Below are 11,874 nucleotides of genomic sequence, written 5' to 3' on the forward strand. Positions count from 1 at the left end.
CGCCGCTGGGCTTAATTCAGCACCCGGCCGGCCTTCCCTGCTATGCTGCACACATCCCATGCTTAAACCATTTGAACATCAGTGAACGTCTATGAAAACCGTGGTGGAACATTCTGATTCGCTTGTAAACTTTGCCGACAGTTTTCTGATTCCAGTTGCTGCAAGGAGGGATAGAGAACTATGAATTTTGCTTCGGACAATTGGGCCGGGGCCCATCCTGTCATCGCCCAACGCCTACTGGACGCCGCTAGCGGTTTTGCGGCCCCTTATGGCGTCAGCGAGCAGGACAAACACATAGAACAGCGTTTTAACGAACTGTTCGAGCGCGAAGTGGCGGTGTTTTTCGTAGGCACCGGTACCGCTGCCAACTCCTTGGCCTTGGCGGCGGTCAACCGTCCGGGCGGCGTGAGCTTTTGCCACCGAGAAGCGCATATGCTGGAAGACGAATGCGGCGCGCCGGAGTTTTTTACCCACGGTGCCCGCTTAGCGCCGGTAGACGGTGATTTCGGCAAGATAAACCCGCAGCAATTAAAAGCGGAAATTGCCCGCTTCCCGCCCGGCTTTATCCATGCCGGTCAACCGATGGCGATATCCATCACGCAAGCCACCGAAATCGGCACGCTATACCGGCCGGAGCATATCGCTGCGATAGCCGACATCGCCAAACAGCACGATTTGCCGCTGCATATGGACGGGGCGCGTTTCGCCAATGCCTTGGCGGCATTGGCGTTAACCCCGGCGCAAATGACGTGGAAATTGGGAGTGGATATTGTGTCGTTCGGTGCGACCAAAAACGGTTGTTGGTGCGCCGAGGCTTTGGTATTTATGCATCCGGATCAGGCCAAAGACTTGCCTTTCATTCGCAAGCGGGCGGCGCAGTTGTTTTCCAAAAGCCGTTTCATCGCCTGCCAATTCGATGCCTATCTCGAAGGCGATTTATGGCTGCAGATGGCGAACCATGCCAATGCGATGGCCGCCCGCCTGCAGCAAGGCATTGCCGCTTCGTCGTCAGCACGGCTGGCTTGGCCGGCCGAAGCCAACGAGGTATTTGCCGTATTCAGCGAACCTGTCGCCGCGCGCTTACGCCAAAACGGTGCCGTATTCTATCCGTGGAACCCGCCGCGCGCCCGGCCCGGTTTGTTGAAAGACGGGGAAATCCTGGTTCGCTTGGTAGCCAGTTTTGCCACACGGCAACACGAGGTCGATCGTTTCGTCGACTTGCTGCGCTAACCCGCAAACCGTTTGCGCACATTACGGGAGTGCTGCCGAGACCTTAACGGCGGCCTCTGCGAAAGAAGCGTGGATTCCTCATTTTTACTTAACCTTGCACAAACTAACCGGGCAATTTCATCGGCACAAAGGCAACGCCGTTTTCCTCAACTCGGATCCCCTGGATTTCGAAGCCGAACCGTTCGTAAACAGGCAGCGCATGCGGTGCGGCGTTAACGGTAAAACCCTGAGCGTTTCCGCTTTCGACAGCCTTAGCTTTGGCCCTTGCCCACAGGCTCGAAGCGATACCGCGGCGCTGAAACTTGGCTGCCACGAATAAATGATAAAGGTGGCTACCATCCCGAACGGCTACTACCCCGGCCAGCTCTGAATCAACGTAGCCCAGGAGATAAATAAAGTTCGGGCTTGTAACGTAGCCGGCGATGGCTTCCGGTGTAACAGAGGAAAAGAATGGCTGTGCGCCCTCCCCGTTTGGATGGATCGTGCAGTAACGGGCTTCACCTTGAATGAGGGCACTGATGTTTTCCGCGTCGGCGGGCAATGCGCTACGAATCGTGACGTGTAGACTCATAATGACGACGCTAATCTGCGGCAACGTTTAAGGATGAAGGGGTATTTACCTAGTATTTGATTTTACTCTGCAGATCATCCCAGGCCTGAAACGGTAATCCCGCATTGTTCAGATTGAGATAAATCATAGGGATGCACCGGTTATCGGAGGATTTTCCGATTTCATCGTAAATAAAACGGTCGTCAAAGCCGGCTTGCGCCGCATCCTGCCGGTTACAAGCATAATAAACAGCTTGTAACCGAGCCCAATAAATCGCCCCCAAACACATGGGACAAGGTTCGCAGCTGGTGTAAAGCGTGCATCCGGTCAATTGGAAACTACCCAGCTCCCGGCAGGCCAACCGGATGGCCAAGACTTCGGCATGCGCGGTGGGATCCAGATTGACCGTCACCCGGTTACCGCTGGCGGCAATGACTTTATCGTCCTTGACCACCAAAGCGCCGAACGGTCCGCCGCCTTGTCCCACGTTATCGACGGCTAGTTCGACCGCGCGGCGTAGGAAGCTGGAATGCATGATTTACAAACCCAAGGGATTGTCCGGGTCCACCCCGGTCATGAACGGTAAACGGCGATCTTCATTGGTGATTTGGTAGACTTTACCTAACCAGTTGTTAAACACCGCTTTAGCCGAATCGCGCCAAGTTATATCCAATTCATCGATGATTTGCGCTTCCGGCATGGGCGCTATCGCCTGCCCCGCGGCTTTGGCGTTTTTGACTTGTTGCGCGTAATCGCTCAATAAGGCTTGCATTTCGGGCTTGAAATAATTATCCGGAAACGGCGGATAATCGTCGCGTTCGCCGTGATAAAACCGCAGCACCTCGCGCTTATATTCTTTCAGCAAACTGATGTCGTCGTATTCCGGATGTCCCTGAAAAAACACGGTGCGAAAACCGTCCGGACTCACTGCCAAATGCACCCCGGCCTCCCGACCGGCCACCAATATTTTCAAGCCGTGCTTTTCCATATCGGCGCGGAACACCTCGTTGAAACGCGAATGCGGCACGTCGAAACGGGTGTTGATCTCCGCCACCAGCGGATGTTTTTTATCGACCACAGTATGCGGAAAAACCCCCCAACGCTTGGCCGGTAAGCGGGTGCGCTCCACGCCGTAGCTGTGTTGGATCAAGGCGTGAGTGGCCAAGCACGAACATAAAACGGAAGTCACGTGTTGATGCGCCCATTCGAACACTTCCGTTAAAGGTCGCCAAAACGGTTCGTCCTGCAAATGATCGTGAGTCACGTTGGCACCGCTGATAATCAACGCATCCAAACCGTCCTGTTTGATGCGCTCGAAACTTTCGTAATAGGTACGAATGTGCGCCAATGCAGCGGGCCCTCGTTCCAGCCCGTCGATAGTAAACGGATGAACGTGAAATTGAGCGATCTGATTGCAGGCCCCGACCAGGCGGAAAAACTGGCGTTCGGTGGCTTCCAAGGCCGCATCCGGCATGATATTCAACAAGCCGATATGCAATTCGCGTATGCACTGGTGTTCGGCGCGATCCGGGGTCAGAATTTCTTCGCCTTCTTCCTGCAAACGGCGAAAAGTGGGCAACGCGGTATGAGCAACTAACGGCATAGCGAAAGTCCGTTAGTGACTTTGCCGCGCAATCGCTTGCGCGATCATTTGGATAAAGTCGTCTTCGCTTTGTATGCCCGCAACCTCGTCGGCATCGAGGGTATAACCGTATTGCGCGGCAATGGCTTCGTAGCGCGGCACACGCGCCCGAAACAACTCGGGAAATACCCAACTGACAAAGTCGTCGGGAGCGATTTGGTCGGTCGATTGATAACCACGTTCCGCCATAAACTGCGCCAGTTTTTCGTCGACGAATTCAGGTCGATAATACAAAGGCTTAGGATCCTTTTTAGCCCGTTCGATAATGGTTTGTTCCAATGTCGGTGGAATTTTAATGTAGACGATCAGCGTATGCTCGGCCAAGGCTTCTATCACTTCCGGGCAATCCAGCTCGCAGACGCTACCGCCGGCGTCGTTAATGAAATGTCGGTAGCCGTAAATATCTTCCGCTTTATGAATGAAATCCGGCACATCCTTCATGGCTGCGACTTCCGCCTGATGATGCAGGGCTTGGCGGCGCTTGAATTCGTCCAAAGACAAACCGCCTTTGCCGGGGTCACCGATTTTACCCAGAAAGCTAGACACGGGCGATAAGTTCTCTACCGTGATATTGCTGCAGATATAAATGGAATCGGATTTAAGCAAATCGCGCAGGAAAGGCACCCCCATCGCCTGCTGTTTAATATTGTCCAATATCGGCTCTTCCAGATATTTGGTGCCGATACGGTAGTCACCGGAATAATGGAACCATTTGTCCTTAGGTAATTTGTTCGACAAAGTGGTCTTACCGGCGCCGGACATTGCCAGCAAAGTGATGCATTTGGATTCCCAGTCCAAAAATTGTTGCGGGGTCATTTTCATAAAGTAATTTCAATCCAGATAGTTACTAAGATCTAAATCTTCCTGATCGGGTCTGGCGTGACGATCCGGGTCACTGTAACCCAACTCGTCGTCTTCCAAAGCACCGAACGGCGCGCTCCAATCGTCCGGGTCTTCGATGTAATCGAAAGTCGACGCGTACCAAGCTTCGTTGTCGTATTCGCCCAAATCGCCGTTGGCGTACTGCACCTCGATGGTATCGTCCTTCCCGTCGATCGCCACTACTTTAAAAGTCAGGTCGTTTTCGAAGTCTTTATACCAGCGGCCAATGACCGGATCGGTTATTGTAGTCATCTTCGCATCCTCGCTGTGGTTGATGGTTAATCTATCATAGCCGAGATTGCTAATCGGGTGAATTTCGAACCGGCATTACAAGCAGGGATTCGATTACAATGAAACGCGATTAACCCTGCATTTTATAGCCGTATGAATGAGAATCGCGTTATCGAGTTGGAAATCAAGCTAGCCTATCAGGAAGACTTGCTTCAAACCCTGAACCAGGCGGTTGCCGAACAGCAAAAACAAATCGGCAAGCTGGAAGAAACCTGCAAACTGTTACACGAAAAAATCAAAAGCCTGGCGCAGGCCGACCGCCTGCCTAATCAGGCGGACGAGCGCCCGCCGCATTATTAGTCTTAAGATTAACCCATGAGGCCTACTCGGCACGGCCACTGCCGACATTGGAACCATGAAAGGTCCCCCCCTAACCCGGTCAAATCCAGTCGCTCTGCGATTCATCAGCGTCGAAGTCGCTATCGCTAGCGTCGTCGATTAAGAATTGGCTATCTTCTTCTTGGGCAAATTGATCGGAATCCCCGTAATAATTGTTGACCACGGTTTGCTCCGGCGTACCCCCGCCACCCCAGTGATTTTCTTGCCCCCAAGCCGCGCCGGTATTGTGGTGACCCAGCAAGTTTTCTATGCCTTGGAACAAGAACGATCCGGCCACGACGCCCGCGGCGGTAGTAGCGACACTGCCGAGAAAACTGGAGCCTAAGCCTCCGGCTTGCGGAGCGGCATAACGACCTAGGTTATTCGAGCCACCGGACTGCTGAGGCATTTGATAAGCGGCCGCCCCTGGAACTCCGCCGCCCGCAGGCGCTGCCCAAGGATCGTTATTCAAAAAGCCTGAGCCTCCGGGTTGGTGGCGTTGTTGGATCTGTTGCTGCAATTCGGCGATTTGCGCTTGTGCGGCGTGCAATGCGTGATCTTGCAACAAGCAGCGTTGGACTAACAAATAGGCGGAGTCCGGCTGCTTGGCCAACGCTTCATTAATTAAACGCTCCGCTTCGTCATCCTTACCGGCTGTCTTGACGGCGGTCAATTGCTGCAAAAAAGCATTGAGTTGTTCACGTTCGCTGACATTCATAAAATAATCCTCAAATTCGTGCTAAATCAATCGGTTTGGCGTTTGTCCAGCAAAATGCCTTTATCGTTCAGAGCCACGCGCCAATTGACTCCATTAGCGCGCAAATACACTTCGTACTCTTGTCCGGCCCCGTTAGGATTTCCGATGAGCTCAGCGTGTTGTAGTTCAAATTCCGGAAACGCTTGCTTCAACGCAGCCATGGCCTCCGGCGAGACCTCTCCTAAGTTTGCCACTTTGTATTCGTTGGTTACTAAATGTCCTTTGGCATTGAAAAGTTCTAAAATTTCAACGCCTTCTTGGTCTTTAAAGCTCACTTCCAACAATGGTTGACCGAAATGCGTTTCGTTAATCCCGCGCAAATTACCGGCTCCGGGATGACGTTTCATGATGTTTGCAACGACATTGTCCGGTACGGTTATGCTTGGCGGTTCGGCATAAACGGTTACTGCGGCCGCACTGAACGCGGCAGCCAACGATAAATAAATCAGGTGGCGCATGGTGTCCTCGTTATTGTTATAAGTTGTCAAGAATCAAACTCCCCCGCTCTGACCGGACCGATAGAAGTTTTGTTCAACGCCTCTCGGTATCGGACCTTTAGATGCCGGCGATCAATTCGATAGCAGTGTCGTTGATGCGGGCGTTCGAAAAAAGCGGCGGGCGGATGAGTCCATCGGCCACGCCGATTTCAATTCAATGTGCGAACGCAAACATTCAGTACGGTAGGCGCATTGTAGCGACGATGATCACTCAAACCGTTCGCTCTTAAATTCATTAACAACGCCCGCCAAGAACAAGGGCGAAACAACAGCCCGGCCCTATCCTTAAACACTAAAGCTTTCGCCGCAACCGCAAGTAGCTTTAACATTGGGATTGTTAAATTTAAAGACTTCGTTAAACCCTTCCCTGGCATAATCCAGTTCAATTCCGTCCAATTTATCCAAATCGTCCGACTTTACTAACACCTTCACGTCGAATTGTTCGAAAACCACCTCGTCGCCGGCTTGCTCGTCCGCATAGTCCAGCACGTAAGCATACCCGGAACAACCGGCGGTTTTCACCCCCAGGCGCAGACCTAAGCCTGAACCACGCTTTTGCAATTGTTTTTGAATTTGGCGTGCAGCGCGTTCGGTTACGTTGATTGTCATACTATTCTCCTATTTTTCCAGCAAGGCTTTAAGCGCATTAACAAAATTATCTACATCGTTTTCCGAATTATCCTTCCCCAGACTCACCCGAATAGCCGATTTCGCTAAATCGGCGGACAGACCCATCGCCGCCAGCACAGGACTCACCGCATCGGAACCGGCCGCGCAAGCCGAGCCGCTGGAAACGGCTATGCCTTGTTTATCCAAACGCATCAGCAACATTTCACCGTTGACGCCTTGCACACCGAACTGCACGGTATTCGGCAAACGCTCTACCGCTTCGGCAAAGATGGTTAACCCGGGAATACGGCTGAGTTGTCGCTCCAACCTTAGGCGTAAGTGCTTGGCTAAGTCCATTCTGTGTTGCAATTCCAGCTTGGTCAATTCCGCGGCTTTGCCGAAACCGACGATAGCGGCGACATTTTCGGTCCCCGCCCTTAATCCGGCTTCCTGATCACCACCGAACAGCAGCGGCTGCAATTCGGTATCCATGGCCCTTACCAGCGCGCCGCAACCCTTGGGACCATAGATTTTATGACTGGACAAAGACATCAAACTCACCCCCAGCTGCCGAAAACTCACCGGTATTTTCCCCAAAGCCTGCACCGCATCCGTATGCACAATGACCGCTTTTTCCACCGCCGCTGCCGCCAAAAACCGGACCGGCTGAATGGCACCGGTCTCATTATTGGCCAGCATCAAAGACACAAAGTCCCCGGGCTTTAACGGCAGATCGGCAATCGTCGCTTCGGCTACCAAGCCCGAACGGCCGACAGGAATTTGGCCTATCTGCGGATAGTGCGCGCGATTGCCGCTAGCATTGTCCGATACGGAAGGGTGTTCGATGGCCGACAGCCAAACCGCTCGCCCTCTGGCAAACGCCAACGCTTGCGTATTCGCTTCGGTACCGCCGCTGGTAAAAGTGATTTGGTTCGGGCTTGCATCGATTAATGCAGCCACTTGTTCTCGAGCGGTGTCGACCGCGCTACGTGCTATCCGCCCGAACCTATACAGACTGGAAGGGTTGCCGTAAAAACGCTGCAAATACGGCAACATTGCTTCGACTACCCGCTCATCGACCGGAGTAGTAGCATTATGATCCAGATAAATCATTACGCCATTCTGCGTTCCTTAATCGTTTGGATATCCACCACTTGCTCGACTTGCTTGCTTTGCCGCTTAGCCACTTCGCTAACGGCTTCCCGTTCAAGCAACTGACCTAAGGAAATCTGTTTCAGATACGCGCGGATCTGATCGCTCAATCCCATCCATAAATCATGGGTAATACAAGGTTGATCGTTATGACAATTGGCTTTTCCGCCGCATTTGGTCGAATCAACCGGCTCGTCCACGGCTTCGATGATATCCGCCACGTTGATTTCGTAGGCGCCTCGGCTCAGCGTATAACCGCCTCCCGGACCTCTAACGCCTTTAACCATACCGGCTTTGCGCAAGCGGGCGAATAATTGTTCCAGATAAGACAGCGAGATGGTTTGCCGAGTCGCGATATCGGTCAAGGTCACCGGATTTTTCTGGCTATGGTACGCAAGATCAAGCATCGCCGTAACCGCATAGCGTCCTTTAGTCGTGAGTCGCATAGAGCCCCCCTTAGATTAAGCCCATTGAATGTGAGGGCAATATAAATAAACCCAGTAAATCAGTCAAGTATTCACCGCAGGATAAGTTAATCTTTGTCTTTGATCTGACAATCATTTAGTGCCGGTATTTTCTGTTCCCCGCACGAAATGCCCGCTTCGCTCAAAGCAGCACACATCATCTCGATTTGTTTGTCCATTTGATGGATGTGATCCAACATCAAGTTGATCGCATTGGCTACCGGATCAGGCATATCCTTGGCGGTCCCATAGGCGTCGAAACCGATTTTCTGCGCTATGGCATCACGTCTGGCTTGGTCTTGCTTGGCTTTAGGGTCGATGATATGCGCGGGAATTCCGACCACGGTCACCCCATCCGGCACCGACTTGACCACAACCGAATTGGATCCGACTCTAGCGCCTTCGCCTATATCGATAGGCCCTAACACCTTAGCACCGGCTCCGATCACTACGCCGTTTTTTAGGGTTGGATGGCGCTTACCCTTGTTCCAACTAGTCCCGCCAAGGGTAACGCCGTGATACAGAGTACAGTCGTCGCCGATCACCGCCGTTTCTCCTATCACCACTCCCATACCGTGATCGATAAAAAAACGCCTACCGATCAGCGCGCCGGGGTGAATTTCTATGCCGGTCAACCAACGCGACAAAAAAGACAGATAACGGGCCGGCCAGCGCAATCCGCGCTGCCACAACCAATGGCTGCCGCGGTGCAATAACAACGCATGGAACCCGGGATAAGTAGTAATGACTTCGAAAACCGATTGCGCAGCCGGATCACGCGCAAACACGCACTGAACATCCTCTTTAAGACGACTCAACATAAACGGTTATTTCAAATTGTGATTTTGAGAAAAGCGCAAAATTCCGCGCAAAATATCCAATTCCTTGGCATCGAGCTGCGCCCGGTTGAACACTCGCCGCAAGCGGCGCATCATGCTTGTCGAGCGATCGGCCTGCAAAAAGCCTATATCGATCATGGTTTGCTGCAAATGCCGATAAAACCCTTCCATCTGCTCGGCGGACGCCAAGGGCTGCTCTCCTCTGTCCCCGATTGAACTAACGGTTTCTCTACCTGACGCCACAAACAATTCATAACAAACCACCTGCACCGCGGCGGCTAAGTTCAACGAACTGAAATTCGGATTGCAAGGGATACGCAGTAAAAATTGGCATAAATCCAATTCGTGATTTTTCAATCCGTTATTTTCCCTGCCGAACACCAAGGCAATATTGCATTCATTCGTTCCTACCCAACGTTCCGCGCATTCACGGGCTGTCACACTCGGCCAGCTAATGGTTCTATCACGCGCACTGGCGCCTAAGACGATTTCGCAGTCGGCGACAGCGTCGGCTAGACAAGAATAAATTCGGGCGTTTCTCAATACGTCGTCGGCACCGGCAGCACGTGCCGTCGCATCGGCGTGCGGAAACGTTTTGGGATTCACCAAGCGCAGTTGCCCCACGCCCATATTCTTCATGGCGCGGGCGACCGCACCGATATTGCCGGGATGCGAGGTTTCCACCAAAACGACTTTGAATCCACTTAACAAAGGACCCACCGATTCATAAAAAGCCGTCGATTTTAGCAAAAGATTTGCTATTCTATTTAGGATTTACCAGCCACTCCTGCCGTTATGCATCCAATGCTCAACATTGCCGTCCGCGCAGCTCGTAGCGCCGGCGACATCATTCAACGATCTTCCTATCACATCGAAAAACTGACGATAGACCAAAAAAGCCGCAACGATTACGCATCGGAAGTCGACCGCTCCGCCGAACAGGAAATCATCAAGGTATTGCGCGCGGCTTTTCCCGATCACGCCATACTGGCGGAAGAAAGTGGCGCGCACTCCGGCAACGATTATACTTGGGTGATAGACCCGCTGGACGGCACCACCAACTTCCTGCACGGCTTTCCGCAATATGCGGTGTCGATTGCTTTGAAACATAAAAACAAGTTGGAAATCGGCGTCATCTACGACCCGATCCGCGACGAGTTGTTCACTGCCGAACGCGGCGGCGGCGCCATGCTGAACAACCGACGTATCCGGGTAACCAAACAAAACAGCATGCGCGGGGCATTAATCGGCACCGGCTTTCCATTCAAAACCATGGAGCACATAGACGCCTATCTCGGCATGTTCACCGCCATAGCCGCCGACACGGCCGGGATTCGCCGCGCCGGCGCCGCCGCGCTGGACATGGCCTACGTCGCTTGCGGACGCTTAGACGCTTATTGGGAAATCGGCGTGAAGGAATGGGACATCGCCGCAGGCGTATTGTTGATTCATGAAGCCGGCGGTGTCGCAACCGACTTTTCCTTTAACGACAAATACTTGCAATCCGGCAACATCATAGTCGGCAATCCGCGCATGCATCAATTGATGTATCACGCAATCGAGCCGCACGTCACCGACAAACTAAAATAGTCGGCGCAAGCCTAAACCGGCCAATTCGACGAAAATTGTGACAGGCCAACCTTTTCTCTTATACTTGTTGGTCAAAATTAAAATATTCAGAGGCAATCATGGAAAAACCCTTCATCCTACACATGCTGACTACAGCCAAAAACCTTAGCCCGTTCGACGTCAACATGGCGATGGATGCCGGCTGGATCTCTGCGATTCCTTATATCAACGTCGAACCCAGCGAAGTCAGAGGTTTGGTACAAGACGCCATTTTTTCCCGCAGTCCCAAAGGTTTGAGGCGCACCGCGATTTTCATCGGCGGCCGCGAAACCAAACAAGCGATGGACATGCTAAAGATGGCCAAAAACTCAATGGTCCCACCATTCGAAGTATCGGTATTCGCCGATCCTAGCGGTGCGTTCACAACGGCCGCCGGCATGGTCGCAGCCGTAGAAAAAGAATTAGCGGAAAAATTCAGCACCGATTTAGCCGGCAAAAACGTACTGGCACTGGGCGGCACCGGGCCGGTGGGACAAGCGGCGGCGGTTCTGGCTGCTCAAGCGGGCGCCAATGTACGTATCATTGGGAGACAGCTGGACAAAGCACAACGCATCGCGGAACTGTGCAGCGAAGAATTCGGTGACAGTAAAATCAACATCCTTGCCGGTGTCGACTCCGATAAGCCGGAATATTTAAAAACTACCGACGTAGTATTCGCTACCGGTGCAGCCGGCATCGAATTATTGAGCGCAGAGCAAATTGCCGCAGCGCCGCAACTTAAAGTCGCTGCCGACGTCAATGCCGTTCCACCGGCCGGTATCGCCGGCTTGGATGCTTTCGACAGCGGAAAACCGCTTACCGGTTCCAAAAGCGGAGCGGTCGGCATCGGCGCATTAGCGATAGGCAACATAAAATACCAAGCACAAAGCCGTTTGCTTAAAACCATGCTGGAAAGCGATCAAGCGCTATTTTTGCATTTCGAACATGCATTCAAAGTAGCCAGGGAGTTTATCGAATCCGCCAGCTAACGCGCAAACCAGTGCTATTATTCGTTTAACTAACCAGGAAAATAGT

16 protein-coding genes are annotated in these 11,874 nt (G+C 52.5%); 4 read left to right on the forward strand and 12 right to left on the reverse strand.

What is annotated here, in order from left to right; translation table 11 throughout:
- Positions 1-180 precede the first annotated feature (180 nt).
- On the forward strand, positions 181-1,230 hold the full coding sequence (locus AB0A83_RS14090; RefSeq protein WP_367154512.1) for a low specificity L-threonine aldolase: 1,050 nt from the start codon (positions 181-183) through the stop codon (positions 1,228-1,230).
- A gap of 103 nt (positions 1,231-1,333) precedes the next feature.
- Here AB0A83_RS14090 and AB0A83_RS14095 read toward each other — a convergent pair whose 3' ends face one another.
- From AB0A83_RS14095 to AB0A83_RS14115, 5 genes are read right to left on the reverse strand one after another with little or no spacing between them, the layout of a single operon-like run.
- A complete protein-coding gene (locus AB0A83_RS14095; RefSeq protein ID WP_367154513.1) occupies positions 1,334-1,801 on the reverse strand; it encodes a GNAT family N-acetyltransferase in 468 nt (155 codons plus the stop codon).
- A gap of 49 nt (positions 1,802-1,850) precedes the next feature.
- Positions 1,851-2,315, reverse strand: coding sequence for a nucleoside deaminase (locus tag AB0A83_RS14100; RefSeq protein ID WP_367154514.1), 465 nt, complete (start codon positions 2,313-2,315; stop codon positions 1,851-1,853).
- A gap of 3 nt (positions 2,316-2,318) precedes the next feature.
- Complete coding sequence (locus AB0A83_RS14105; RefSeq protein WP_150049461.1) at positions 2,319-3,383, reverse strand: homoserine O-succinyltransferase; 1,065 nt, start codon at positions 3,381-3,383, stop codon at positions 2,319-2,321.
- A gap of 12 nt (positions 3,384-3,395) precedes the next feature.
- On the reverse strand, positions 3,396-4,244 hold the full coding sequence (locus AB0A83_RS14110; RefSeq protein WP_367154515.1) for an ATPase: 849 nt from the start codon (positions 4,242-4,244) through the stop codon (positions 3,396-3,398).
- 9 nt (positions 4,245-4,253) lie between these two features.
- Complete coding sequence (locus tag AB0A83_RS14115) at positions 4,254-4,556, reverse strand: DUF6763 family protein (RefSeq protein WP_150049465.1); 303 nt, start codon at positions 4,554-4,556, stop codon at positions 4,254-4,256.
- A 132-nt stretch (positions 4,557-4,688) separates the two neighbouring features.
- On the opposite strand from AB0A83_RS14115, the gene AB0A83_RS14120 reads away from it, so the two are divergent.
- Entirely contained in the window at positions 4,689-4,895 is a 207-nt protein-coding gene (locus AB0A83_RS14120) for a SlyX family protein (protein ID WP_150049467.1), read from the forward strand.
- A 79-nt stretch (positions 4,896-4,974) separates the two neighbouring features.
- On the opposite strand, the gene AB0A83_RS14125 is transcribed toward AB0A83_RS14120, so the two are convergent.
- From AB0A83_RS14125 to AB0A83_RS14155, 7 genes are all read right to left on the reverse strand, one after another.
- Positions 4,975-5,631 carry a DUF2076 domain-containing protein gene (locus AB0A83_RS14125; protein WP_150049469.1) on the reverse strand — a complete coding sequence of 219 codons (657 nt, stop codon included), beginning with the start codon at positions 5,629-5,631 and terminating at the stop codon, positions 4,975-4,977.
- A gap of 26 nt (positions 5,632-5,657) precedes the next feature.
- A complete protein-coding gene (locus tag AB0A83_RS14130) occupies positions 5,658-6,128 on the reverse strand; it encodes a hypothetical protein (protein WP_150049471.1) in 471 nt (156 codons plus the stop codon).
- Between the two features lie 324 nt (positions 6,129-6,452).
- Positions 6,453-6,776: an iron-sulfur cluster assembly accessory protein gene (locus tag AB0A83_RS14135; RefSeq protein WP_150049473.1), complete on the reverse strand. Its 324-nt coding sequence runs from the start codon at positions 6,774-6,776 to the stop codon at positions 6,453-6,455.
- A 9-nt stretch (positions 6,777-6,785) separates the two neighbouring features.
- On the reverse strand, positions 6,786-7,889 hold the full coding sequence (locus AB0A83_RS14140; protein WP_150049475.1) for a cysteine desulfurase family protein: 1,104 nt from the start codon (positions 7,887-7,889) through the stop codon (positions 6,786-6,788).
- Positions 7,889-8,374 carry a Fe-S cluster assembly transcription factor gene (locus AB0A83_RS14145; RefSeq protein ID WP_150049477.1) on the reverse strand — a complete coding sequence of 162 codons (486 nt, stop codon included), beginning with the start codon at positions 8,372-8,374 and terminating at the stop codon, positions 7,889-7,891. Before AB0A83_RS14145 ends, AB0A83_RS14140 begins: the two co-directional genes overlap by 1 nt.
- A gap of 86 nt (positions 8,375-8,460) precedes the next feature.
- Positions 8,461-9,213, reverse strand: coding sequence for a serine O-acetyltransferase (cysE, locus tag AB0A83_RS14150; protein ID WP_150049479.1), 753 nt, complete (start codon positions 9,211-9,213; stop codon positions 8,461-8,463).
- 6 nt (positions 9,214-9,219) lie between these two features.
- Positions 9,220-9,942 (reverse strand): RNA methyltransferase, encoded by a 723-nt coding sequence (locus AB0A83_RS14155; protein ID WP_150049481.1) that lies wholly within the window; start codon positions 9,940-9,942, stop codon positions 9,220-9,222.
- A gap of 84 nt (positions 9,943-10,026) precedes the next feature.
- On the opposite strand from AB0A83_RS14155, the gene AB0A83_RS14160 reads away from it, so the two are divergent.
- Positions 10,027-10,821, forward strand: a complete 795-nt coding sequence (locus AB0A83_RS14160) for an inositol monophosphatase family protein (RefSeq protein WP_150049483.1) — start codon at positions 10,027-10,029, stop codon at positions 10,819-10,821.
- A 98-nt stretch (positions 10,822-10,919) separates the two neighbouring features.
- The gene (locus tag AB0A83_RS14165; RefSeq protein WP_150049485.1) at positions 10,920-11,828 is read left to right on the forward strand and encodes an NAD(P)-dependent methylenetetrahydromethanopterin dehydrogenase; all 909 of its coding nucleotides are present in this window, start codon (positions 10,920-10,922) and stop codon (positions 11,826-11,828) included.
- The last annotated feature ends 46 nt before the right edge of the window (positions 11,829-11,874 follow it).

The organism is Methylomonas sp. HYX-M1 (assembly GCF_040741385.1).
In the GTDB taxonomy this organism is placed as follows: Bacteria; Pseudomonadota; Gammaproteobacteria; order Methylococcales; family Methylomonadaceae; genus Methylomonas; species Methylomonas rhizoryzae.